This is a genomic window from Rheinheimera soli (assembly GCF_021290985.1).
Classification (GTDB): domain Bacteria; phylum Pseudomonadota; class Gammaproteobacteria; order Enterobacterales; family Alteromonadaceae; genus Pararheinheimera; species Pararheinheimera soli.
Genome location: NZ_JAJOYU010000002.1, coordinates 169,828 through 194,566 on the forward strand (window position 1 = coordinate 169,828; position 24,739 = coordinate 194,566).

General features: G+C 46.4%; 27 protein-coding genes. 9 read left to right on the forward strand and 18 right to left on the reverse strand.

Going from position 1 to position 24,739, the window contains the following annotated elements:
• Positions 1 to 23: 23 nt before the first annotated feature.
• From LSG37_RS02945 to glyA, 4 genes are all read right to left on the reverse strand, one after another.
• Positions 24 to 674 (reverse strand): riboflavin synthase, encoded by a 651-nt coding sequence (locus LSG37_RS02945; protein ID WP_233078362.1) that lies wholly within the window; start codon positions 672 to 674, stop codon positions 24 to 26.
• Positions 659 to 1,783, reverse strand: a complete 1,125-nt coding sequence (gene ribD / locus LSG37_RS02950) for a bifunctional diaminohydroxyphosphoribosylaminopyrimidine deaminase/5-amino-6-(5-phosphoribosylamino)uracil reductase RibD (protein ID WP_233078363.1) — start codon at positions 1,781 to 1,783, stop codon at positions 659 to 661. Before ribD ends, LSG37_RS02945 begins: the two co-directional genes overlap by 16 nt.
• Positions 1,784 to 2,236, reverse strand: coding sequence for a transcriptional regulator NrdR (gene nrdR, locus LSG37_RS02955; protein WP_233078364.1), 453 nt, complete (start codon positions 2,234 to 2,236; stop codon positions 1,784 to 1,786). It abuts the gene before it with no gap.
• 75 nt (positions 2,237 to 2,311) lie between these two features.
• Positions 2,312 to 3,565: a serine hydroxymethyltransferase gene (gene glyA / locus LSG37_RS02960; RefSeq protein WP_233078365.1), complete on the reverse strand. Its 1,254-nt coding sequence runs from the start codon at positions 3,563 to 3,565 to the stop codon at positions 2,312 to 2,314.
• A gap of 234 nt (positions 3,566 to 3,799) precedes the next feature.
• Between glyA and dinB the strand changes: the two genes are divergently transcribed.
• The gene (gene dinB, locus LSG37_RS02965) at positions 3,800 to 4,852 is read left to right on the forward strand and encodes a DNA polymerase IV (RefSeq protein WP_233078366.1); all 1,053 of its coding nucleotides are present in this window, start codon (positions 3,800 to 3,802) and stop codon (positions 4,850 to 4,852) included.
• Positions 4,853 to 4,969: 117 nt separating this feature from the next.
• Here the strand turns inward: dinB and LSG37_RS02970 are convergent, their stop codons facing one another.
• Positions 4,970 to 5,182: a cold-shock protein gene (locus LSG37_RS02970; RefSeq protein ID WP_008898286.1), complete on the reverse strand. Its 213-nt coding sequence runs from the start codon at positions 5,180 to 5,182 to the stop codon at positions 4,970 to 4,972.
• 289 nt (positions 5,183 to 5,471) lie between these two features.
• Positions 5,472 to 6,788 (reverse strand): DEAD/DEAH box helicase, encoded by a 1,317-nt coding sequence (locus tag LSG37_RS02975; RefSeq protein WP_233078367.1) that lies wholly within the window; start codon positions 6,786 to 6,788, stop codon positions 5,472 to 5,474.
• Positions 6,789 to 6,926: 138 nt separating this feature from the next.
• On the opposite strand from LSG37_RS02975, the gene LSG37_RS02980 reads away from it, so the two are divergent.
• Genes LSG37_RS02980 through LSG37_RS03000 form a run of 5 tightly spaced genes read left to right on the forward strand, consistent with a single transcriptional unit; the run spans position 6,927 to position 9,736 of the window.
• Positions 6,927 to 7,469 carry a DUF2058 domain-containing protein gene (locus LSG37_RS02980; protein ID WP_233078368.1) on the forward strand — a complete coding sequence of 181 codons (543 nt, stop codon included), beginning with the start codon at positions 6,927 to 6,929 and terminating at the stop codon, positions 7,467 to 7,469.
• Positions 7,463 to 7,891 carry an alternative ribosome rescue aminoacyl-tRNA hydrolase ArfB gene (arfB, locus tag LSG37_RS02985; RefSeq protein WP_233078369.1) on the forward strand — a complete coding sequence of 143 codons (429 nt, stop codon included), beginning with the start codon at positions 7,463 to 7,465 and terminating at the stop codon, positions 7,889 to 7,891. The genes LSG37_RS02980 and arfB overlap by 7 nt, the downstream gene beginning before the upstream one ends.
• Before the next feature lie 30 nt (positions 7,892 to 7,921).
• The gene (locus tag LSG37_RS02990; protein ID WP_233078370.1) at positions 7,922 to 8,782 is read left to right on the forward strand and encodes a TraB/GumN family protein; all 861 of its coding nucleotides are present in this window, start codon (positions 7,922 to 7,924) and stop codon (positions 8,780 to 8,782) included.
• Positions 8,779 to 9,297, forward strand: a complete 519-nt coding sequence (locus tag LSG37_RS02995; RefSeq protein WP_233078371.1) for a GNAT family N-acetyltransferase — start codon at positions 8,779 to 8,781, stop codon at positions 9,295 to 9,297. The genes LSG37_RS02990 and LSG37_RS02995 overlap by 4 nt, the downstream gene beginning before the upstream one ends.
• Positions 9,281 to 9,736, forward strand: a complete 456-nt coding sequence (locus tag LSG37_RS03000; protein ID WP_233078372.1) for a YaiI/YqxD family protein — start codon at positions 9,281 to 9,283, stop codon at positions 9,734 to 9,736. The genes LSG37_RS02995 and LSG37_RS03000 overlap by 17 nt, the downstream gene beginning before the upstream one ends.
• Here the strand turns inward: LSG37_RS03000 and LSG37_RS03005 are convergent.
• Positions 9,733 to 10,473, reverse strand: coding sequence for a class I SAM-dependent methyltransferase (locus LSG37_RS03005; protein WP_233078373.1), 741 nt, complete (start codon positions 10,471 to 10,473; stop codon positions 9,733 to 9,735). The two genes, LSG37_RS03000 and LSG37_RS03005, sit on opposite strands and share 4 nt — an antisense overlap.
• Positions 10,474 to 10,518: 45 nt before the next feature.
• Here LSG37_RS03005 and gloB point away from each other — a divergent pair, with 45 nt between their 5' ends.
• The 3 genes from gloB to LSG37_RS03020 all read left to right on the forward strand — a co-directional run bounded on the left by gloB (position 10,519) and on the right by LSG37_RS03020 (position 13,449).
• Entirely contained in the window at positions 10,519 to 11,274 is a 756-nt protein-coding gene (gene gloB / locus LSG37_RS03010) for a hydroxyacylglutathione hydrolase (protein WP_233078374.1), read from the forward strand.
• A 67-nt stretch (positions 11,275 to 11,341) separates the two neighbouring features.
• On the forward strand, positions 11,342 to 12,925 hold the full coding sequence (locus LSG37_RS03015; protein ID WP_233078375.1) for a lytic transglycosylase: 1,584 nt from the start codon (positions 11,342 to 11,344) through the stop codon (positions 12,923 to 12,925).
• Positions 12,926 to 12,960: 35 nt separating this feature from the next.
• Positions 12,961 to 13,449, forward strand: coding sequence for a hypothetical protein (locus LSG37_RS03020; protein WP_233078376.1), 489 nt, complete (start codon positions 12,961 to 12,963; stop codon positions 13,447 to 13,449).
• Positions 13,450 to 13,469: 20 nt separating this feature from the next.
• On the opposite strand, the gene LSG37_RS03025 is transcribed toward LSG37_RS03020, so the two are convergent.
• From LSG37_RS03025 to LSG37_RS03075, 11 genes are all read right to left on the reverse strand, one after another.
• Positions 13,470 to 13,670: a hypothetical protein gene (locus LSG37_RS03025; RefSeq protein ID WP_233078377.1), complete on the reverse strand. Its 201-nt coding sequence runs from the start codon at positions 13,668 to 13,670 to the stop codon at positions 13,470 to 13,472.
• Positions 13,671 to 13,733: 63 nt separating this feature from the next.
• The gene (gene maiA / locus LSG37_RS03030) at positions 13,734 to 14,372 is read right to left on the reverse strand and encodes a maleylacetoacetate isomerase (protein WP_233078378.1); all 639 of its coding nucleotides are present in this window, start codon (positions 14,370 to 14,372) and stop codon (positions 13,734 to 13,736) included.
• Between the two features lie 84 nt (positions 14,373 to 14,456).
• Positions 14,457 to 15,473 carry a fumarylacetoacetate hydrolase family protein gene (locus tag LSG37_RS03035; protein WP_233078379.1) on the reverse strand — a complete coding sequence of 339 codons (1,017 nt, stop codon included), beginning with the start codon at positions 15,471 to 15,473 and terminating at the stop codon, positions 14,457 to 14,459.
• 9 nt (positions 15,474 to 15,482) lie between these two features.
• Positions 15,483 to 16,625 (reverse strand): homogentisate 1,2-dioxygenase, encoded by a 1,143-nt coding sequence (locus LSG37_RS03040; protein ID WP_233078380.1) that lies wholly within the window; start codon positions 16,623 to 16,625, stop codon positions 15,483 to 15,485.
• Between the two features lie 2 nt (positions 16,626 to 16,627).
• Entirely contained in the window at positions 16,628 to 17,692 is a 1,065-nt protein-coding gene (gene hppD, locus LSG37_RS03045; protein WP_233078381.1) for a 4-hydroxyphenylpyruvate dioxygenase, read from the reverse strand.
• Between the two features lie 218 nt (positions 17,693 to 17,910).
• Positions 17,911 to 19,473 carry a transcriptional regulator TyrR gene (gene tyrR, locus LSG37_RS03050; protein ID WP_233078382.1) on the reverse strand — a complete coding sequence of 521 codons (1,563 nt, stop codon included), beginning with the start codon at positions 19,471 to 19,473 and terminating at the stop codon, positions 17,911 to 17,913.
• A 209-nt stretch (positions 19,474 to 19,682) separates the two neighbouring features.
• A complete protein-coding gene (locus LSG37_RS03055) occupies positions 19,683 to 20,024 on the reverse strand; it encodes a 4a-hydroxytetrahydrobiopterin dehydratase (protein WP_233078383.1) in 342 nt (113 codons plus the stop codon).
• A 27-nt stretch (positions 20,025 to 20,051) separates the two neighbouring features.
• Entirely contained in the window at positions 20,052 to 20,852 is an 801-nt protein-coding gene (gene phhA, locus LSG37_RS03060) for a phenylalanine 4-monooxygenase (protein ID WP_233078384.1), read from the reverse strand.
• 151 nt (positions 20,853 to 21,003) lie between these two features.
• The gene (gene megL, locus LSG37_RS03065; protein ID WP_233078385.1) at positions 21,004 to 22,209 is read right to left on the reverse strand and encodes a methionine gamma-lyase; all 1,206 of its coding nucleotides are present in this window, start codon (positions 22,207 to 22,209) and stop codon (positions 21,004 to 21,006) included.
• Positions 22,210 to 22,348: 139 nt separating this feature from the next.
• Positions 22,349 to 23,362, reverse strand: a complete 1,014-nt coding sequence (locus LSG37_RS03070; RefSeq protein WP_233078386.1) for a TIGR01620 family protein — start codon at positions 23,360 to 23,362, stop codon at positions 22,349 to 22,351.
• Positions 23,359 to 24,738 carry a YcjX family protein gene (locus LSG37_RS03075; protein WP_233078387.1) on the reverse strand — a complete coding sequence of 460 codons (1,380 nt, stop codon included), beginning with the start codon at positions 24,736 to 24,738 and terminating at the stop codon, positions 23,359 to 23,361. Before LSG37_RS03075 ends, LSG37_RS03070 begins: the two co-directional genes overlap by 4 nt.
• Position 24,739: the final 1 nt, after the last annotated feature.

The following is a 24,739-nucleotide window of genomic DNA, read 5'->3' on the forward strand; positions in this document are numbered from 1 at the left end:
CTCAGGCCCCGGGCCTTACTGCGTTATAAAAAACCACGTTGTTGCAATAAATCCATAGTCACGCCTTTGCTACCAGCGCCTTCTCGGCCTTGCAGCAAACGTTCTAAATAACGCGCTATTAAATCCACTTCCAGATGCACTTGACTGCCAGCTTTAAGGCTCATCAAAGTGGTTTCCCGTGCCGTATGAGGCACTATGGTTAAACGAAAAGCGCTAGAACTTAATTCATTGACGGTCAGGCTGATGCCATCCACCGTAATAGAGCCTTTTTCAGCGATGTAATATGCTAAGTCTTTTGGCATTTTTATCCAGACTTGCCAGGCTTCGCCAAACTTCTCAATTTTTTCAACACTGCTGATGCCATCCACATGGCCGCTGACCAGATGTCCGCCTAAGCGACCTGTCGCCAGCAAAGCCTTTTCCAGGTTCAGTAACTGCCCAGCTTTGTACTTTCCAAACAATGTACGTTTGACGGTTTCGCCTGACACATCAGCATTAAAACTTTTGCCATGCAGAGCCGTTACGGTCAGACAAACACCATTACTGGCAATACTGTCGCCGAGTTTGACGTCAGAAAAGTCCAGATTGTCGGATTCAATAGTCAGCTTCAAATCTACACCTGACGTTTTAATGGCGCTCACCCGACCCGTCGCTTCGATTATTCCGGTAAACATGGCTCTAACCTTGCTGTTAATTTTAAATCAGGCCCCAGTGTCTCGACTGAAGTCCATACAAAATGCTGAGCCTCTGACAGCTCACTGTAGTTTGGTAACTGCAGCATAGCTTTGGCTTTATCACCTAACAGCACGGGCGCCTGATAGATGATGAGTTCATCCACTAACCCCGCCTGCCACAACGACCCTGCCAGCACAGCACCAGCTTCAACCCAAAGGTCATTGATGTTTTCTGCCGCTAATACAAACATTAATTCGTTTAAATTCAGTCCTGACTCATCAGCACTCAACGCTATAAAACGTACTTGCGGGTGCTCAAATAAAGGCTTGAATTGCTTATCATGCACCAGCACTATGGGGCCATTTTGTGAAAACAAAAGCTCCTGGCCTGTTAATTTAAGACTGCGGTCTAAAATAACCCGAATTGGCTGACGTACAGAGCCATCGTCCAAAGACGGTATGGAAAGGCCGTCAGATCGCACGGTTAAACGGGCATTGTCTGCAAGCACAGTAGTAGCGGTCGATAAAATGGCATGAGCTTGAGTTCGCATCAGCTGCACATCAGAACGGGATTCTGCCGAGCTTATCCACTGGCTTTTGCCATTTGCAAGCGCAATACGCCCATCCAAACTGGTGGCAAGTTTAAGCCGGATATAAGGTTTTTGCCGCTCCATCCTGCTTAAAAAACCAGGATTTAAGGCGCGGGCTTTGTCTTCTAAGAGGCCTACATGCACTTCAATGCCAGCGTCTTTTAACAGTTCAATGCCCTTGCCTGCCACTAAAGGATTGGGATCCAGCATCGCCACTATGACTTTTTTTACACCAGCATTCACAAGCGCCAAAGCACAAGGGCCAGTGCGGCCATAATGACTGCAAGGCTCTAAGGTGACATAGCAGGTTGCACCTAAAGCGAGATGCTCTGCCTGACGCAAAGCAAATACCTCAGCATGCGGGCCACCGGCCTGACGATGATAACCTTCTCCTACAACTTCGCCGTCGCGCACTATGACAGAACCGACATTAGGGTTAGGTGCAGTGGTAAAACGGCCTTTAGAGGCGAGTTCTATGGCTCGGGCCATATAAAGATGATCGAGTTCAGTAAAGCTCACCTAATTGTCTCCAAGCCGGGCAATTTCTTCGCCAAACTCGCGGATATCTTTAAAGGAGCGGTAGACGGACGCAAAGCGCACATAAGCCACTTTATCGAGTTTCACCAGCTCATCCATAATGAGTGTGCCCAGTAACTGGCTTGGTACTTCACGCTCGCCTGTGGCACGTAATAAGCTTTCCACTTTGCTGATCAGAGATTCAATCTGCTCCGTCGGTACAGGACGTTTTTCCAGTGAGCGCATTACACCGCTGCGCAATTTGGCCTCGTTATAAGGCTCACGGGAGCCATCACGTTTCACGATACGGGGCATCACCAGTTCGGCGGCTTCAAAAGTGGTAAAACGTTCATGGCAAGCGCCACATTCACGTCGTCTTTTTACTTGAGACCCCTCCGCCACTAAGCGGGAGTCTATAACTTTGGTATCGTCGGCACGACAAAAAGGACAAAACACGGAATTTCTCCGAAAAAAATGGCCGCATTAGGCGGCCATCATAACACTCTATCTTTGTTCAGTCATAGCTGGCAATCAGGCATAAACCGGCAGACGGCCACAGACTTCAGACACTTGGGCACGTACTTTGTCGATCACACCAGCGTCACCGCGGCTGTCCAACACGTCACAGATCAGGCTTGCAACTAAACGGGCTTCTGCTTCTTTAAAACCGCGACGGGTAATAGCAGGAGTACCGATACGTAAACCACTGGTCACAAACGGAGAGCGAGGATCATTTGGCACTGAGTTTTTATTTACAGTGATATGAGCTAGGCCTAACCAGGCATCCGCTTCTTTACCGGTGATGTTTTTGTCGATTAAATCCATCAGGAATAAATGGTTTTGGGTGCCACCAGATACAATTTTGTAGCCACGTTTGATCATTTCATCACACATAGCCACAGCGTTTTTCAACACTTGTTGCTGATAGACTTTAAATTCTGGTTGCAGCGCTTCTTTAAATGCAACAGCTTTTGCAGCAATGACATGCATCAAAGGACCACCCTGACCACCAGGGAAAACAGCAGAGTTGAGTTTCTTTTCAAGTTCTTCGTTTTTACGGGCCAGAATTAGACCGCCACGAGGACCAGCTAAAGTTTTGTGAGTAGTGGTAGTGACTACATCAGCCACTGGCACAGGGTTTGGATACAAACCTGCGGCCACTAAACCTGCCACATGTGCCATATCTACCATCAGGTAGGCGCCCACTTTGTCGGCGATTTCACGGAATTTCTGCCAGTCGATAATGCCTGAGTAAGCTGAAAAACCAGCGATGATCAGTTTAGGTTTGTGTTCCAAAGCTAAGGCTTCAGCCTGAGCGTAGTCAATCACACCAGTTTCAGGATGCAGGCCATATTGCACAGCTTTGTACAACTTACCTGAAGAGCTGACCGTAGCACCGTGAGTCAAGTGACCACCGTGCGCCAGACTCATGCCTAAAATAGTATCGCCTGCATTTAATAAAGCTAAAAATACCGCTGAGTTGGCCTGAGAGCCTGAGTGCGGTTGCACGTTTGCGTAATCTGCACCAAACAATTCTTTGGCACGGGCGATAGCTAAATCTTCAGCCACGTCCACGTACTCACAACCACCGTAATAACGTTTATGCGGGTAACCTTCAGCATATTTGTTGGTTAACTGAGAACCCTGAGCCTGCAGTACACGTGGGCTGGCATAGTTTTCAGAAGCGATCAGCTCGATGTGATCTTCCTGACGTTGGGTTTCGTTGGTAATGGATTGCCATAATTCCGGATCAAAATCGGCAATGTTCATTTCGCGCTTTAACATGCTTGCTCCCAGTGGGCCAAAAGGGCCAGACTATTTACAAAAAACTGCGCAGCATTCTACATGGAATCTACTAAAGATGCAGCTATTAAATAGCCATCTAAACATCCAAAACTCAATATCTAAGCAGTGGTCGGTTGAGTCAGATGATTAACTGTAAATATAAACAGTGCTCACCTTTACAAAATGAGAAAACTGGTCAATTATATAGCTGTATAAACCAACAGTGCTTTGTAAATGAAAAAAATCATTCATATCGACATGGACTGTTTTTTTGCCGCGGTAGAAATGCGGGACAGACCAGGCTGGCGCACCATTCCTCTGGCAATAGGTGGTAGTCGCACCGAGCGAGGCGTGATCAGCACCTGCAACTACCCTGCCCGTGTGTATGGTGTGCGTTCTGCTATGCCCACAGGACAAGCCCTAAAGCTCTGCCCTCATCTGCTGTTATTACCCGGCAATATGGAAAAATACAAAGAAGCCAGTTTACAAATTCAGGCCATTTTTCATCGGTATACCGACAAGGTGGAGCCACTGTCTTTAGATGAGGCTTATCTGGATGTCAGCGACAGCACTTTGTTTTCTGGCAGTGCTACCCGCATTGCCGAAGAAATTCGCCGGGTAATTTTTGCCGAAACTGGTTTAACAGCTTCAGCTGGTGTAGCGCCGAATAAATTTCTCGCCAAAATAGCCAGTGATGAAAATAAACCTGATGGGTTATTTGTGTTACCACCCGACAAAATCAGCGATTTCGTCAAATTCCTGCCTTTGCATAAAATCCCAGGTGTAGGGAAAAAAACTGCTGAACGGCTAGCCACCTTAGGTTTCTATAAATGCGTCGATATCCAAAATGCGCCTTTGCATACGCTGGTTAAACACTTTGGTAGTTTTGCTGAAACCTTGATAGAACGCAGTTTCGGCCGCGACAGCCGTGATGTACAAAACGACTACCCACGAAAGTCTGTCGCTGTTGAGCATACTTATACGGAAGATTTACCCGATCTGAATGCAGGCCAACAAAGTCTGTCAGAGCTTTTACCTAAACTTCGGCGCCGTATTGAGCGCTGTGAAGCTAGTGCTCATATTCAGAAAATTGGCATTAAACTGAAATTTGCCGACTTTCAGCAAACGACTGTAGAGAAACAGCAACCCGAATTGGATATGGCCAGCTTAAAGCAGTTATTAGAACAAGCCTGGCACAGAGGTCATGGTAAAAAAGTGCGGCTGGTGGGTATTCATGTTGGATTAAAAGCGCAGGAAGCTCAGGCTCAGTTGTCGTTGGAACTTTGATATAAAATTAAAGAAAATATAAAATTAACCAATTAAAACAACAACTTATACAATATACCCACTGAATTTCAGGCATAAAAAAAGCCAACTTAAAGTTGGCTCTTTTTCAGAAAACTATTAACCGGTAACAGTTACGTTCTCAGCCTGAGGACCTTTTTGGCCTTCAGTAACTTCGAAAGTTACGCGTTGACCTTCAACTAAAGTTCTGCGGCCTGTGCCATTGATAGCGCGGAAATGTACGAATACGTCTTTGCCGCCTTCACGCTCGATGAAACCAAAACCTTTATCTTCGTTGAACCACTTAACGGTACCGGAAATTAATTGTGACATAACATTCTCTTACTTTAACTAAATTTGCCAATTGTTTGGCGACTTAAATATTACCGGCCGTGTTCGAGCTAGTACATATTACGACCCCATTATCAGTGAACCCGACAAAGTGGTCAATAGCTATTACTGATCCGACAGAAAAATAGTTTTTCTGGTTTTGGCCGTTCCAGTTACTCTAAATAATTCTTCAGCCAAAACAATTGCTTGCAATAAAAACTGTCGAACAAATCTACAAAGTAACAACTTGAGTGTAGCACTATTTTCCGAATAAAAAACATACTACTGTAAATTATTTGATCTTTTTCTTCACCGGAGTCATGCCATCATCGCCTGCCTGATAAAAATTAGGTTTTGCTGCAGGCTTGGTTTGGGTGGTTGTATCTGCTGATTTTGGTTTAGCTTTTCTGACCACAGGCTTAGTTTTCTTCACGGCTTTTACCGGTGCATGCAGATCCACGCCTTTAAATTTTGCCGGTAAAGACTCCACTTTCTCCATAGGTAAAGGACGGCGTAAAAAGCTTTCAATAGCACAAAAAGCAACCCAGTCTTTTGGACCTACCAAAGAAATCGCAATACCTTTAGCGCCAGCTCTACCGGTACGACCTATACGGTGTACATACTCTTCTGCATGTTTAGGTAAATCAAAGTTCACCACATGACTGACTTGCAATAAATCAAGCCCACGGGATGCGACATCTGTGGTGACCAGAACCTGATGTTTATTGGCGGAAAAGCCCTGCATCACAGCGTTACGCTGACCTTGAGTTAACTTGCCACTTAAACCTACAGCCGGATAACCTAAAGAGTCACATAGTTTTGCCAGACGATCGGTATCTTCGCGGGTCGCAGTAAAAATAATCAGCTGACTGATTTGTTCCTGCTTGAGCAAATAAGCCAATAAGGCCTCTTTGTGGGACAAATGATCGGCAAAATAACAACGCTGTTCTATATCTTCATGCTGTTGATAAGAAGCGCCTACTGAAACTCTGTGTGGCGACTTTAACAAGGACATCGCCAGCTCATTCACTTCGGCGTGATCTAAAGTGGCTGAGAACATCAGCGTCTGACGTAAGCGGTGATCAGCAGCTCTATTGATTTCATTCAGTTGTGGCATAAAACCTAAATCCAGCATCCGGTCTGCTTCATCTAAAATCAGCATTTCCAGGCCTTGAATAAAAAACGTTTTGTGCTGCAGGTGATCAATAAAACGACCTGGGGTTGCCACTATGATAGTCGGCTGACGCTTCAGTATTTTTTCCTGCTCGTTAAAGTTCTCACCGCCCACTATTAACGCGCTGGTTAAGGGTGTATTGGCAACAAATAAACGTAATTTGGCATAGACCTGATGCGCCAGTTCACGGGTGGGTACCAGAATTAAAGCCCGGGCATCTTGTTTGGATAAAGGTCTGCTGCGCAACAAGCGCTGCATCATCGGCAGTAAATAAGCCAGAGTTTTTCCTGAACCGGTTTGCGAAGAAACCATTAAGTCTTTGCCCGTCATAGCGGCAGGCACAGCCTCCTGCTGAATTGGCGTTGGTTTCGCAAAGCCAAGATGCTGGATAGAACGGACTAAACGAGGGTCTAACGCAAGATCGTGAAATAACAAGATAAGGTCCCGGACAAATTCAATAAAAGTGCCTTATCATAACGCATTTTTAGCATGGGCAGTTAGTCTGGCCTTCTGCTCTTTGCAGCGCGGCTTTAACATGAAACAATAGCGCCATCAGATTGACAGGACTTTTGTATGAGTAAATCACTGCAGGAACAATTGCTCAAAGCCGGTTTGGGCAATGAGAAAAAATTAAAAGCCATTAAAAAAGAAAAACATAAAGAGCGGGTGCAAGCCGGGAAAAATGGCACAGTGGTCAATGAAGCTTCGGTGCTCGCCGAACAAGCGAGGCAGCAACAACTGCAACGCGACCAGGAATTAAACCGTCAGCGCAAAGCTGAACAGGATAAAAAAGCATTAGCAGCACAGGTTAAACAGCTGGTAGAACTCAACACCATCGCGCATAAAGGTGAAACCGCCTTTAACTTTACCGATGGCAGTCTGGTCAAACGCTTATACGTCAGTAACCGTGTCCACGCAGAACTGACCAAAGGTCAGGCGGCGATTGCTAAGCTTGCAGAGCAGTATTATGTGATCCCGGTGAAAGTGGCGGAGAAAATCCAGCAACGTTTGGCTGAAACCATCATAGTACTGCACAACATAGGACAAAGTGCCGAAGTGCAGGCGGAAGATGATCCGTACGCCGCTTATCAAATTCCGGATGATTTGATGTGGTAACTTTAGTTGAAATCAAAGCTGGCCTTGAGCTTGATCTGGATGAACTGGAATTCAGTTTTATCCGGGCTCAGGGCAGCGGCGGTCAGCATGTCAATAAGGTATCTACAGCGGCACAACTGCGTTTTGATATAGAACGCAGCAGTTTGCCGGATGAGTTTAAACAAAAGCTGCTGCAGTACCCGGATGACAGGATCAGTAAAAGTGGCGTGATAGTGATTAAAGCACAAGCACACCGCAGTCAGGATATGAATAAAGAAGATGCGGTGGCTAAATTAATGCAACTGTTACAAAGTGCCAGTTTTGAAGCGAAAAAGCGGCGTGCAACCAAACCCACTTTTGGCGCTCGAATGGACAGGCTGAAGCAAAAAACTCAGCACAAAGAACGCAAAAAACTACGAGGCAAAGTAGGCTCTTTTGATTAGTCAGATGTTTTACACCAGAGGTTTTGTGCAGTGAGCCGTATTTTTCTTTCTTGTATTCTACTGCTGCTTAGCAGCACCGTATCAGCCGATGGCGTCTGGAAAATCAGCAAAGGCAAACAGCATTTTTATCTTGCCGGCTCAGTTCATATGCTAAGCGCCCAAGATTACCCTTTACCGCCTGAATACCTACTGGCACTGCAACAGAGTGACTCCTTAGTGCTGGAAACGGATCTAGAGCAATTATCAAGTCCCTCGGGCATACAGCAAATGATCAGTTTAAACTCCTACCCTTCAGGCGAAAACTTGTTGCAACATCTCTCAGCGCCCTTGGCAAAACAACTGGCTGATTACTGCAGACAACATAAGATACCACTGGAGCAAATCACCCGCTTTAAACCTGCATTTGCCGCCATTATGCTGACCACCACTCAACTGCAAGCTCAAGGAGCCAATGCACCGGGAGTCGACGCCTTTTTGCAGGATGAAGCTAAAAAATCCGGCAAAAAGATCGCAGGCCTTGAAACGATGCAACAGCATCTGGATGTCATTACAGAGTTGAATAACAGCGGCGCTGAAACGCTGATCAAAAGCACCATGGATGATTTAAAAGACAGTAGCGAAGACTTTGATGCTATGCGAAAAGCCTGGCGCAGCGGCGATCTCGAGCAGTTAGACCACTTATACCTGGACGACTTAAAAAACTACCCAGCTATTTATCAGACCCTTATTGTTAAAAGGAACAATGCATGGGTGAAACAGCTGGTCGCTGAACCTAAGACTAAGCCGTTTTTTGTTGTGGTCGGCGCTTTGCATCTGGCCGGAGATCAGGGCTTAATTGAACAACTGACTCAACAGGGATACCAGATCACGCCGCTGAAGGATAAGGTATGAAACATGCCCCTTATCAATTAAGTCCAGTGACACCAGAACAATCGGCCTATTTACACATCTGGTTTGATTCACAACAAGACCTGGATCAATGGGGTGGCGAAGGCTTTCAGTTTCCGATCAGAGCCTTGCAGTTTTTACAGCAACTGTATTTGCCGGGCACACAAAGTTATTGGTTGTATCAGCACAGACAACGTGTTGCCTTTGGCCAGCTTTGTGATCGGTTTGACTGCAATCATCTGGCCCGTTTATTAGTGCATCCGGATAGCAGAGGTCAGGGCCATAGCAAAACGCTGATCAAAGGTTTGATTGCGCAAGGTTTACAACAGCAGCCACAACGGGATTTTTCGTTGTTTGTTTATCAGAACAACCAGATAGCGGTACAGTGTTATCGGCAATTAGGTTTTGTTGAAGCCGAACAACCTGGTATCGCCGACCCATTGCTGTTTTTTATGAAATTAAGCCACAAGCAAGCCAGACAACTATTAAAGGATCATCAGGATGCCAATCTGGGTTGATGCAGACTCCTGCCCCAAAGTATTAAAAGAGATGTTGTTTAAGGCGGCAGAACGCCGACAAGTCCAGCTCTATCTGGTTGCGAATCATAGCTTTCAAATTCCACGCAGCCCTTATATCAGAGCAGTGCAGGTTGAACATGGTTTTGATGTAGCAGACCGTTATATCGAAGAACGTATAGCTGAAGGGGATTTGCTGATCAGCAACGATATTCCGCTGGCAGCTGCTGCTGTGGCTAAAGGTGCGCTTTGTATCACCAGTAAAGGCAGATTACTGACTCCGGACAATATCAGCGACAGACTGACCATACGCAATTTGCAGGAAGAACTGCGCAACAGTGGCGTGCAGCTATCTGGCCCGGCGCCATTGGGCCAGCAAGATAAACAGCAGTTCGCCAATCAGTTGGATCAGTGGCTGCAAAAACAGCCCAAAACCTCCTAATCCTGATTGACTCCTTGCCGGGCACTAATGCCTTTTACCGCAGTTTGAAAAGCTGGCGCTCGTTGCCATTTCGGCCGTATTGGAGTTAAAGGCAGTACTCTTTTACGTGCAACCAGTACATAAGAAGCACCAAAATACCCTAAATAAGTTTCACACCATTTCTGCCAGCGGCTATCAGGATTGTGCTGTCCAAGTAAACTGGACCAGAAAAAACGTTGCTCGTACATCACTTCAAAACCCAATAAATGCAACCAGTCTTTCACGCGGGATGGCGTAAAAAAACGGCCAGCCCAAGGTAATTGCTGCTTCACACCGGGCCATAGTTTCAGTAATCCGGCACTGCTTAACGGATTGTAACCACTTAATAATAAATAGCCGTCAGGCATCAGTACTCTGTGAGCTTCACGCACTATATGGTGAGGATCCGGATAAAATTCCAGACAATGCGCCAGTAAGACTGCGTCTATTGATTGTTCCAGAAAAGGTAAAGCATCAGGGTCAGCCACTACAGAAGCCTGCTCAAGGTGCTCGTTTAAACAAATTTGGTGCTTGATGTTACAGCCGGAAGTATCTAAGCCACTACTTAAACTTCCCACTTTGAGCAGATGATAACCAAAAATTTTTGGCCACCACTGACTTAGCTGCTGCTCTAAAGCTTTAGCCATCAGTTCACCCTGCGGCAATTGCTGCCACTGTCGGGGTACTGTTGTACTGTGGTAACTTAACGCAGGTTTCATCAGGTACACTTCACTTCATCAGAACATCAGCTATGGAAATTACTTATGCCAGACATCACTGCTCTAGCCGCTTTTAAGGATAACTACATTTGGTGCCTGCGCCAAGCAGAGTTGGCTTTGATTGTCGATCCAGGTGATGCCGCAGTGGTGCAGCACTACCTGCAACAACAGCAGCTGCAATTAGCGGTGATCCTGATCACCCACCATCATCCTGATCATACAGGTGGCATCAACGAACTAAAGCAGCGTTGGCCCAATGCTGTAGTTTATGCGCCAGCTTTAGAACAACAAAAAATCCCCTATGCAGATATCTGGTTACAGGACAACGATCAGATTGCACTGCCCGATTTCGATTTAACTTTTCAGGTGATGCAACTTCCTGGTCATACGCTAGGTCATATAGCCTACTATTCAGCGCCCGTTCTGTTTTGCGGTGATACTTTATTTAACGCAGGTTGTGGTCGTCTGTTTGAAGGGTCAGCAGCGCAGATGTGGCAGAGTTTGTCACGTATTCTGACATTACCCGATCAAACTTTAGTGTACGCCACCCACGAATATACCTTGGCTAACCTGGAATTTGCCCGCTGGGCCGATCCGGACAATACAAAACTTGCGGACTATCAACACTGGTGTCAACAACAAAGGGAACAACAGCAAGCCACCTTGCCCACCCCTTTGTCTGTGCAGCGGCAAATTAACCCTTTTTTAAGGGCTGAAGATGCAGCATTGCAACACCGCTGGCAACAACACAATGCTGTGGATCTATTCACTGCGTTACGATCCGCCAAAGATCGATTTTGATCGACAACCTTGCTTTTGAAGGCTGAGCAGGTAACATAAGGCGGATTTTTGATTTTGGGAAAAGCGAATGCTGAAAAGATTATCTGTCGCTGTAGCGGCTGCACTGCTGGCCAGTTGTGCCGTTCCAACCTCACAGGATAAAACAGCAGGACCTGCTGACGATCAATACCAAACTTCAGGCTCGGATACATCCATGCAGGATAAAGCGGCTACGGCTCAGCAAGTCGCCAATGCCTTATTGAAGCATAATTCTCCGTTACAACCCGATGCAAAGTTAACTCAATACGATAATTTGTGGCAACGTATCGCCGATCAAATGACGTTAACAGTACCAAATAACGATGATATTGAAACTCAAAAGCGTTTTTTTATCCGTAATCAAAAATTGTTAAAAACCGCTTCCGACAATGCAGAACCTTTTTTATACCATATAGTGACGGAACTTGAACGACGCAAGATGCCGCTTGAACTGGCACTGTTGCCTATAGTCGAAAGTACCTACAATCCAAAAGCGGGTTCTTTCGCCGGAGTACTGGGAATTTGGCAATTCACCCCAGGCACGGGCCGCAATTTTGGTTTAAAACAAAATGCCTGGTATGACGGTCGCCGTGATGTGATTGAATCCAGCCGGGCTGCTATGGACTACCTGCAGTATCTGTACAGCAATGTAGAGCAGGATTGGCTAAGTGCTGTTGCCGCTTTTAATGCAGGGGAAGGTCGGGTCTTTAAAGCCATAGAACGTAATAAATACAGAGGCCAACCTACTGATTTCTGGTCGCTTCATCTGCCAAAACAAAATACCAGCTATATACCCAAGCTACTAGCATTGGCAGAACTGTTAAAAAAACCGGAAAAATACGCTATCCCTATGCCTGTGCTGGCTAATCAGCCACAAACCAAAGTGATTCAAATCAACAGAGGTTTGGATTTAGTCAAAGCTGCGGATTTACTGAATCTGAGAGTGGCCGAACTCAGACGTCTGAATCCAGGTTTCAAAACCACCACTGTGCCCAGTGCCAGCTATCAGTTAGTGGTGCCTTTTGGTGCAGCCGATGATATCGATCAGCAGATAGCCGCTTTGCCCAATGTAAAAGTAGCCCCTGTTGCTTCCACTGGCCGCTATAAGGTCAAATCAGGTGACAGCTTAAGTAAGATTGCTGCAGCTCACAAAACTTCTGTAAAAGCCTTACAGCGCGCCAATAATTTAAATTCCAGCCAGTTAAAAATTGGCCAGCTGTTGACTATCCCAGGTTTGGCAACGCCTGACGAACCTGCGGTTACCGCCCGCTCGACGCAAAAAACCACTGCAACAGCTTCAGCGGTGCAAACTTATACAGTTAAAAGTGGCGATAGCTTATGGGAGATAGGCAAAAAGCTGAATGTCAGCACTGCGCAACTGAGCAACTGGAATAAATTGGGCACCAAAGCTCAATTGAAACCAGGCCAAAAGCTGACCTACTACACAGAGTCAGCACAACAAACCACGTCTTCGGCAAAAAGCATGACCTATAAAGTCAGGCCTGGTGACTCCTTAGCCAGCATAGCGCAGCGTTTTAAGGTAAAAGTTGCTGATATCGTGAAATGGAATAATATTAAAACAAATAAGTACTTACAGCCTGGTCAAGAACTCACTTTGTATTTGACAAGCTAACTGACTGAAGTCTCACATGGAGTTTGAGGTGTTGTATGGTTAAAACGAGCCTGATGTTGCTCTTTTTGCTATGGGTTCCCACCACATGGGCCTATTTTACTGTGCCTGGACAAGGCCAGCTGACCTTGCTGGACGGAACAAAACAAAGCCTGCAGTTTGGTTTTGCCTTTAAACAGCAAAATGGTACTGAAGTATTTCAGGCTGGTATTCAGGTGGTTGAAGTTGCTGAATTGCCGTCAAAATATACCTTGGCTCTGGTACTGCATCAGGATGAACAAATCTGGGTCACAGATTGGATCAACAAACCTTTGCAAGGTTTTGAATGGTCACTGGGAAAACACAACTTTAAACTCAGTAAAAACACCGATCCGAAATATAAGGATAAAGCCCGTGGTGGTTATGTGCTGACTTTTGATAATACGCCATACTTTTTCCACAAAAATATGGCGCAAATCAAATTTCATTTTGACAAAGACGGGGTCAGTGAAGTGCGTATTGAGGGTATGTTTACACCGGGACGCTAAACAACTTTTGCTTCAGGTCCCTAATTTTCCTTTTGCAATTGCAGTCTCGGGATCAGGCCCCATAACAAACAAAGTGTTGGTGCCAGCCAGTGAAACCACCAGTGCCACTCCATGGTGCGGCCTTGAGTCAGTAAGTAAAAACTAACCAGCACCTGAGTCAACAATCCCAGAGTTCCAATATAAAACAACACCGCATTTACAGGTTTTTTGGGCAGTTTCATTCTGCTTTACTCTCTTACTACTTCAATAACACTAGCCTAGCAAATACACTGGCCTGAAGCGACTTAAACAGCATCTGCCTGCTGCTCAGGAGCTGCTTTTTGAAAAGCCTCCAATGCATTACAACGCTGATAAATAGCGCTGATTAAAGGATACTCCGCCATATCCAGTTGAAAACGTAAAGCGTTATACACCTGAGGTACTAAACACAGATCGGCGACAGTAACAGTCTCGCCAAAACAATAACGCCCAGCCGTTGCCGCTAAACGTTTTTCCAGTGCAGTAAAACCAATAGCAAGCCAGTGTTTTATCCACTGCATTTTTTGTACTTCGGATAATGCCAAAGGCCCGGTCAGGTACTGCAGCACCCGCAGGTTATTCAAAGGGTGAATGTCACAGGCAATATCTAACGCAAAAGCCATCACAGCCGCCTTCTGCGCTGGGTCCGCTGGGTATAATGCAACCTGAGGATAGCGGTCTTCCAGATACTGAATAATGGCCAGTGACTGATTCAAGCTGAGATCGCCATTTTCCAGTGTCGGCACTAGTTGTGCGGGATTTAATAGCTGGTAACCGGCACTGTGCTGCTCTCCGTCATTATTAACCAGATGCACAGGACAATGCTCTGCCTCCAGACCTTTGATATTCAACGCGATACGTACCCTGTAGGCGGCGCTGGAGCGCCAATAACCATGTAATTTCATGTTGTGATTTTCCCTGTAAAGCAGATACAAAAAAGCCAGCCGCCCCTGACAGAGAAATCGACTGGCTTGATGTTTTCACGTCAATTAAACGCCGTATTTCACCACTTTTTGCTCAATGGCACCAAACACAGACTGACCTTTGGCATCCAGCATTTCGAGACGAATACTATCGCCAAACTTCATAAAGGAAGTTTTAGGCGCGCCATCACGAATGGTTTCTATCATACGGATTTCGGCGATACAACTGTAACCTAAACCACCTTCATCAATCGAAGTCCCATAATCCGTACCTTGTTTGTTTGACACAGTACCAGAACCTATCACAGCTCCAGCGCCCAAATTGCGGGTTTTCGACGCATGAGCCACCAGTTGTCCAAAATCAAAGGTCATATCAACACCGGCATTTGGTTTGCCAAACAGCTTACCGTTTAAATGCGATACCAAAGGCAGATGCAGCTTGGCATCTTGCCAATCAGTGCCTAATTCATCTGGAGTCACGGCCACAGGGCTGAAAGCAGACGCAGGTTTTGATTGAAAGAAACCAAAACCTTTGGCCAGTTCATTGGGAATTAACCCACGTAAAGACACGTCGTTCACCAGCATCACCAGACGGATTTTATGACGGGCTTCTTCGGCACTGATGGCCATCGGCACGTCGTCGGTGATCACAGCCACTTCGCCTTCAAAATCGATGCCGTAGTCTTCACTAACCACCTCAATCTGATCGCGTGGACCTATAAAGTCATCTGAGCCGCCCTGATACATCAAAGGATCAGTCCAGAAACTAGGTGGCATTTCGGAATTACGGGCACGACGCACCAGCTCAACATGATTGACATAAGCACTGCCATCCGCCCATTGATAAGCCCGTGGCAAAGGCGATTCACACTGCGCCTGCTCAAAGGCTTGTTCGCCTTGCACAGAGCCACTGTTCAGCGCCTGATATACTTCAGACAGCTGCGGAGCGGCCACAGACCAGTGATCCAGCGCCTGCTGCATAGTAGCTGCAATATGCGACACCGCTAAACAACGGCTCAAATCACGGCTGACCACCACTAACTGACCATCACGCTGGCCGTTTTTTAAACTTGCTAACTTCATTTTTAATCCTTACACCGCAGCCGGTTTAGTTTTCCAGCTATTTACGTAGTCCGGGTTTTCAGTGGCTAAAGCCGCGTCACCCACAAAAAGTGCATCACGGGTATCCAGCATCACAGCCACTTCATCGGTAAATTTCTTTTTATACTCACGACCGGCCTGAAAAGCTTTCGGATGAGGGCCATGAGTAAAACCCGCAGGATGGAAAGTCACCATGCCACGTTCAATATTGTCGCGGCTGAAAAAATCCCCTGCATGGTAAAACAGCACTTCGTCGTAATCGTCATTGTTATGGTAAAACGGTACTTTTAACGCACCAGGATCGCTTTCAATAGGACGAGGTACAAAGGTACAAACCACAAAACGCTGCGCGACAAAAGTGGTGTGCGCAGACGGTGGTAAGTGGTATCTGTGGCTCATTAAAGGCCTGATATCACGCCAGTTGATCCGCATCACCGATAAATCACCGTGCCAGCCAATCGCATCCAGTGGATTGTATGGATAGGTAATGACTGACACCTGATCGTGACGTTTTACCTGCACCTTGCTCTGCTGCTCGCTGTACTGCGCTTTAAAAGCATCATCTATTTTTGGTGTATCGATCATCGCTGCATCAAAAATAGCATGATTACCGACCAAACCTTTTTCCGGTAATTGGAAAGAGTCATTGGTCGCTTCAATCAGCAATAAAAACAGCGGCTCTGTGACTTCTAAACGCCACATGGTGGAACGTGGGATCACCACATAATCACCGTCACGTAAGCTTAAATGGCCGTAGTCGCAATACAGTTCTGCCGCACCTTCATGCACAAACAACAGCTCATCGCCGTCGGCATTGCGAACCAGATAATCCATCGACTCTGTTAAACGCCAGGTGCGCATTTTACAGTGCGCGTTGTGCAATAAAGTGGGCACCTGCCATGGCGACACGTTTTGATTACCGGCTATGTCGTTAAAGTTATACAAACGTGGTTTTAACGGCCCTTCCCAGTCACTCCAGCCCGTTGGGGCATGGGTGTGATGGAAATGTGTCGCAGGGCCAAAAAAGCCACTGCGGCCCACTTCACGCTCATAAATGGCTCTGTCTGGGAAATCAGCATGAGCCTGACGGGAAATTTCGCCTTCTTTTACCGGAAAAGACGCCCACTTACGCATAGTTACAGTACTCCGCGACGGATTTGATCTTCTTCAATGGATTCAAACAGAGCTTTGAAGTTGCCTTCGCCAAAACCTTCATTGCCTTTACGCTGAATGATTTCAAAGAATACAGGGCCAATCACAGTTTTGGTAAAGATCTGCAATAAAATACCGTCTTTCATCGGTGCACCGTCAATCAGCACACGCAGCTCTTTCAATTGGTCCAGATCTTCAGTATGGCCTTCAACACGGGCGTTTACTCGCTCGTAGTAGGTATCAGGCGTTGGCATAAAGTCCATACCACGCTGACGCAGTGTACGCACAGTTTCATAAATATCCTCTGTGGTCATCGCAATGTGTTGAATGCCTTCACCTTTATATTCGCGGATAAACTCTTCAATCTGAGATTTATCATCAGAAGACTCATTGATTGGAATACGGATTTTGCCACAAGGCGCAGTCATGGCTTTAGAGACTAAGCCTGTCAGCTTGCCTTCAATATCAAAATAACGGATTTCGCGGAAGTTACCTATACGCTCATAAAAACCAGCCCACAGCGCCATATTGCCACGACGGACGTTGTGCGTCAGGTGATCGATGACGTCCAAACCAACCTGGTTTTTTGCCATTTCAGCTTGCCAGTTATCGTAGAATTTAAAATCAACGTCATAGACAGAATTCTGACCATAACGGTCAACAAAATACAGCAGGCTGCTACCAATGCCGTACACAGCCGGGATATTCAGCTCCATAGGGCCAACCTGATTCTGATAGGCTTTAGCGCCATTAGCCACAGCATGTTGTAAGGCTTCAGCGGCATCTTTCACCCGGAAAGCCATAGCACAGACGCTCGGGCCATGTTCAGCGGCAAATTGCTCTGCCTGAGAATTTGGCTGACCGTTCACAATAAAATTCACATCACCCTGTTTGTATAACCAGGCTTCTTTAGAGCGGTGTTTCGCCACTTCAGTAAAACCTAAAGACTTAAACAGTTGCTTCAGATCAGCAATACCCTGCTCTGTAGCCGCAGTGTATTCAACAAATTCAAAACCATCGGTACCCAAAGGGTTAATAGGGTCAAACATCAGAGTGTCTCCAGACATAAATAAGGCAAGTTTGTGCTTATCTTGCGCTTGCCGGAAAAAAAAGGAAGAGAGGCTCAACGGATGGCAGAATTACGGAAAAAGGTCGATTTTGTACAGAATAACTGACAAAAACGCCACTTTGGTTAAATAAGGAACAAAAAGGCCCTAAAAGGAGCTTTAGGGCCTATTATTTGTAGTTCAAATCACACAAAGCGTACTTAAATTTTTACGCTCTTACGATTAATGCCATATTCGCGCAATTTATTCGCCACTGCTGTGTGACTTAAACCCAGTTTTTTCGCCAATTGACGTGAACTTGGATAAGCAGGATAGAGTTTGCGTAATAAATCCGCTTCGAAATTTCGTACCGCTTCATCCAGCGTGCCATCGAAGTCTTTTTCCAGATAACCAAAGTCACTGGTGTAACTTGGCAGCTGCATATGCTCTTTATCCAGCTCATAGCCCTCGAGCAAAGTGACAGCGCGGTACAAGGCATTTTCCAGCTGACGTACATTGCCAGGCCAGGGGTAATGCTGCAGGAAATGCGCGCAGGAGTCTGTCATCTTGGGTGCTTTACGACCCAGGCGGGCAGCAAAACGGGCGATAAAAAACTCAGCTAAAGGCACCACATCCTGTTTACGCTCACGAAGTGGCGGCAGATTCAGAGTGAGTACGTTTAAACGGTAAAACAAGTCTTCGCGGAATTTGCCTTCCTGCACCATGGCCGGTAAGTCTTTTTGTGTGGTGCAAATCACCCGCACGTCCACTTTCACTTCGTTTTCGTCACCAACACGGCGGAAACTGCCATCCTGTAAAAATCGAATGAGCTTGGTTTGCAGCTCACGCGACATCTCACCTACTTCATCAAGAAACACTGTGCCTTTGTTGGCCTGTTCAAAAATACCCTTTTTCGCTTCACTGGCCCCAGGAAAAGCATTAGGGCCATGGCCAAAAAGCTCTGACTCAGCGACTAAATCCGGCATAGCAGCCACGTTTACCGCTAAAAAAGGTTTGCCTGTTCTGCTGCTCGCCGCATGGCAAGCGCGGGCCAGAACTTCTTTGCCTGTGCCGGTTTCACCCATAATCAAAATAGGGGCGTCCAGCTGAGCCATTTTTTTTGCTTCACGCACCACTTTGCGCATTAAGTTGCTGTGGGCATGTAAGTTATTAAAGCTTTCCTGATCACCTTTTTTAAACACCACCATCTGCTCGCCTAAACGGCTTTCAGATTTAAGGTTCAGTACAGCACCGGCCAGAATATCGTTGCCTGCATCACCCGGCACCAACACAGGCAATAAGTCAGCGATAAAGCGTTTGTTCTGAATTTCTACCCTGCGGGTTTGCGCCAGCACATCATCACTTTCCAGCCAACGGCTTAAATTAAAACCTTTGACCATGGCAGTCAGCGATTGACCTTCAATAGCGCTGCGCTCCATCGATAAAGCTTCAAGCGCGGCTTCGTTAATAATGGTGACATTGGCACGGGTATCTATCGCAATAATGCCGTCAGGCAAGGTGCGTAACAAAGTGCTCAGCTCGTTGTGTTCACGTTCGGATGGCATAAAAGCAGTGGTTTTGACATCGTCAACACCGGGAATACGGCGAATTTTCGCCATCAGTTCCTGAAACTTTTCAAACTCAACGGTAGGGAATGATACAAAAATCCGCCCAAGAGTCGGATCCACTTCTATACCACGTAAATCCAACTGATAACTGACCAGGATATTTAACACTTCCTGGGTAATCCCCAGTCGGTCCTGGCAATGAATTTCTAACCTCATGATAAAAAACCACCTCAAGCTTGTGCTTAGATTTAATCATACGGTAAAGATGCTCGGGCAGACCAGTATTATTTGTAAAGAAATATGCACAACCTCTTTGAACTATCTGCAAAGAATGGTGAGTCTCGACTAGCAGGGATCGAACCGTTTGGACGCTATGGTATGGATAAGACGGGATGGGACAAGCCCATCCCCTACAACGGTAGATATTAAGAAACTAACAAGGCATCAGTTTTAGCAGCACAAATAAAATCGTTTTTATGCAGGCCTTTAATCGAATGCGACCACCAGGTCACGGTCAGCTTGCCCCACTCCAGCAACAAGGCCGGATGGTGACCTTCATCTTCAGCCAGCTGTGCTACTTTCTGATGAAAAGCCCATGCCAGCTTAAAGTTTTTAAATTTAAATTCACGTTCCAGCTGCAAAATGCCGTCACGGGCCACTGGGGTCCAATCCGGGATCTGGTGCATCAGTTGAGCTAATTCTTCAGCCGATACCTTGGGAGCATCAGCACGGCAGGCTTCACATTTCGCTTGTTTTAATTCAGACATCAGTGTGTTCTCAGTTATCGGCAGAGCTTAGCTTGCCTTTTTTTCTTTAGGCGGAAATTTAGGTGCATGTAAACCCAGGGAGCGAGCCTGTTGGACCATCGCCATCAAATCCAGTTGGGATACATCAAATAAATCGTTAATCGAGTTAATCATAAAATACACCGGCTGCATAATGTCGATACGGTAAGGCGTACGCAGCACATCTACCACATCAAACACTTTACGCTCCGGCACTTCAGAGCTGATAGCGTATAAAGTTTCGCCAGGTGAGGATAAAATACCGCCACCATAAATACGCAAACCATCTTTGCTGCTTAACAGGCCAAATTCGATGGTAAACCAATACAAACGTGCCAGATATACCCGGTCTTCTTTGCTGGCCGCTAAGCCCAATTTGCCATAAGTATGGGTAAATTGGGCAAAAGCAGGATGAGTCAGCATGGCGCAATGACCAAATATTTCATGAAACACATCGGGCTCTTGCAGGTAATCAAACTCTTCCCTGCTGCGGATAAAAGTAGCAACAGGAAATTCTTTGTTGGCTAACAGCTGAAAAAACCTGTCAAAACTAATGAGTGCTGGTACTTCAGTCACTTTCCAGCCAGTAGCAGGCTCTAATACTGCATTAATTTCGGCCAGCTGTGGAATACGATCCAGTGGCAAATTCAGCTTCTTCAGTCCATCCAGGTATTCATCGCAGGCTTTGCCTTCAATACAGGACAGCTGACGCTGCATTAACTCAGACCAGATTTGATTTTCTTCAGCCGACCAGTGAATAAAGCCATCTTCGTCCGACTGGTGCGATATGTATTTACTTGATTTGCTCATAGAACCCTGTTGTTTCGATCTTATAGCGGTTTTATCAACCTTTTAGTTGCGGCCGATACTAGAGGATTGGACAACGACTGTTAACCCATAGCAGAGTTGACGTTCACGTCAACTCTGCTGGTTTTGTAAAGCTATGGTTACAACAAAGTGCTTAGCTTTGCTGACGTTTGCACATCAAGGCGAGCGCTTGCTGCAGATCAGCAATGATATCTTCGACATGCTCAAGTCCGACAGAAATACGAATGAGGCCATCACTGATACCAGCCATTTGGCGTTCTTCTGACGTATAAGGACTATGAGTCATTGAAGCCGGATGCTGAATAAGCGACTCTGCATCACCAAGGCTGACCGCAAGGCTTAGTAACTGACACTGATTAATAAAATATCGGCCATCATCCAGGCTGCCGTTGAGCTCGAACGCCAACACTCCACCAGCGGCTTTCATTTGTTTGCCGATAAATTTGTAACCCGGATGCGATTTTAAGCCTGGGTAATAGACCTGGCCTATAGCAGGGTGTGATTCCAGATACTCCGCAACTTTTTGTGCATTTTGACAATGCCGCTCCATTCGCACCGACAAGGTTTTTAAACCTCGGATAATCAGCCAGGCATCATGGGGGCTGATGGTTGCGCCCATATCTTTTAGGGTAGTCAGCTTAATTTGTGTAATACGTTCAGTGCTTCCGACGATAATGCCTGCCACCACATCGCCATGTCCGTTCAGGTACTTGGTGGCGCTGTGCAAAATCAGGTCTATGCCATAGTCCGCCGGCTTTTGCAGCAAAGGGGTCAGAAAGGTGTTATCGATCACCGAGATCAATTGGTGCTGTGTAGCAAACTGGCCAATAAAATCTAAATCCAGCACGGTCAAAGTCGGGTTAATTGGCGTTTCCGCAAAAATCATTTTGGTGTTGGCTTTAAGGGCTTGTTTGATGGCGTTGTGGTCGGTCATATCCACGAAACTGACGTCTATGCCATAACGGGCAAACTGATGATTAAACAGCGCAAAACTGCAGCCATAAATGGCTTTGCTGGCAATCAGGTGATCACCTTGTTGTAAAAAAGCCATAGTGGCAGCGGCCACAGCGCCCATGCCAGTGGCTGTCGCAGCGGCATCTTCCATGCCTTCCAGCGCTGCAACTTTCAGCTCCAGTTCTCTTGTGGTTGGATTACCTAAACGGGTGTAGATATAACCTTGCTCTTCACCGGCAAAACGGGCTGCGCCTTGTTCGGCACTGTCAAATACAAAAGTGGAGGTTTGGTACAAAGGAGTGGCTAAAGCGCCGTGTGGATTTAAACCGCTTTTTCCGGCATGTATACATACCGTATCAGGATGACTGTACTGCTGTTTACTCATAAAAACACCTGTCATTGCTATTGTTTTATTTTTTATGAGTTTTTTATACCGAGCAGGCAGATCAGCGACAAGGCATATAGACATCTGACGGTCTGAAGCAGCACCGTCAGTTTTCACAAAAACAAGGAGAGATGTAGCGTTAAGTTGACAAAGGAGCAGCTTTACCCAGCAGACGCCGCACTAAGGCTTTGCTTAAATCCAGTAAACTTAGCTTCTGGCTTTGCGCCAATGGCAAAGGCCTTAACAACTGCTGTGCGGCTAAACCTAAACGAGCAACCAACATACCTGCTATTAAGCCTTGCCCTGCACGCATCGACAATTTGCTGGTCAGTTCAGCTCCTATCAGATCAGAACCTAAATCCAGCGCCAGCTCGGAACTACCCGCCCATAATAAAGCGGCAAATAAATGTTTGATCAACAGCAGGCTACGCAATTGCCCTAATGAAGCACCGTAACTTTCTGCCATCTGGCGCAATAATTTACTGGTGCGCCACAGCACCAGCAACATATCTGCCAAGGCAAAAGGACTGACAGCCACAGCCATAGCAGCGTCGGCAGAGGCCTGATGTATTTGTTGTCGCACACGGGCATCGGCTTTACTCAGCACCTTTAATTCAAACAAATCCAGCAGTTCCTGATCGCTGTGTTCTGTTTGTTTTTGTGCTTTCCAGTCAGCCACATCCTGTTGTGTAGATTCAGGCAAAACGGCGGCGATATCCAGACAGAGCTGCTCGGCTTCACCGTATTGAATACTGGCATGAATACGCTGATGCGCTTGTTGCCACTTTCTGGTTTTTGCTAAACGCCGCCATAAACGCCATTCACGCAGCAGCAGCAGGCTGCCTAAGGTTAATAAAGCGACACAAAATAAGGCTTCCAGCACAGTACTGATACCTGGTGCTGTAAAAGCCTGCTGGATAGTAGTCACGGCGCTGTATAAAGCCACCGTCACTAATAGCACAACACTGCTGATGCCAGCCCATAGCAATGCAGACACAGGCTTGCGTTTTGGTGGTTCTGGTTCGACTTGTGGCTCGAGCACAAAATCCGTCTGTTCAAACTGCTGTGCTTTGGTCATAGGCAGTTCTGAAACCATATCTGAACCAATAAAATCGGCCTCTTTAAAGCTTTTCGCTTGTTTTAAATCGCTCATGTCAGTTTATCTCCTAGCAGGTACTCCAGCAGATGATCCAAACGGATATGTTGCAGCACTTGCTGTTTAGGCCATGGCAAAGGTGCCAATGACTGAAACTCAAAATGATGTTCGGTAAAAAGCTGATGATCCGGCCAGTAGCGTGGCACGTCGCCGGGATAATAAGTCAAGGCTTCACCTGTTGATGCACTAATCCCCCGTAAACAGTGCTGCTGCTGACCATTTTGTTTCACAAAACCCGCTTCGCTGGCCTTAATAGCGGCTATCGCCATCACTTCGTACGGACAAAGTTGAAACTTCACGCTCTGCAGATGCTGCAACAACAACTGCTGCAACAACAAAGTCAGTGCCTGATGCTGATCCGGTGTGACATGGTCAGCTTTACTAACCGCAAACAACACTTTACTGATCCGTGGTTTAAAAATACGCCGCAGCCAGTGTTCAGGGCCATAATCAAAACTCTGTAAAATCAGCAATAAACTTTGTTTCAACTCCAAGAGCGCGGATTCACCGGCATTCAGTGCGCCCAAAATATCAACCAGCACCACCTGACGGTCTAAACCTGAAAAGTACTGACGGTAAAAAGGCTCAATCACTTTGCTTTGGTAACTGACAAAGTGCTTTTGCATCAAGTCCACCAGAGCGCCGCCTTGTGCCAGTTGTTCCGGCAACAGAGGAAGCAGTTGCAAAAGCGGAGTCCCATCAAATTCACCCGGTACCAGTAAACGGCCCGGCTGATTTAAATAAGCCCCTGCAACTTCACGGAATTGCTTCAATAAGGTGCTGTATTCACTGCACAGCTCTTGCACAGAAAGCACTGACGTATCATTTAAATCAATGCCTTGTAGTCGCTGTTTAAATCCTTCTGCGGTGGCGGCCCTATGGGATTGGGCAAATAGCAACCAGCTTTGTTCACACCACTGCTGGTAACTTTGTTGCAGCATAGGTAAGTCCAGCAGCCACTCGCCCGGATAATCCACCAGCACCAATTCAGTTTCCTGAAAATCCTGAAAACGGGCGCGCAAACTCGATTCACTCTGATAACGCAAAGCTAAAGTCAACTGACTCCAGCCGACAGTCGAAGGTGGCCAGCAAGCAGGCTGTTGCTGCAGGTAACTTAAGTTTTTTTCAAACCCAAAACGAGGCAGCTGTGGCAATTGATTGTCATCAATACGAGCACCTAACCAACGTTTTTGCATCACAGAGAAAAAGGGTAAATAAGAAGAGTGACTTTGGGTTAGCTGGTGCACTATTGCAGTTAAGAGCGCAGTTTTTCCTGCGCCGCTTAAGCCGGTAACGCCCAGTCTGAGCTGACGGTGAAAGGCACGCTGCGTCAATTGTTCTGAATGCCAGCGCGCCTTTTTTAACCAATCCATG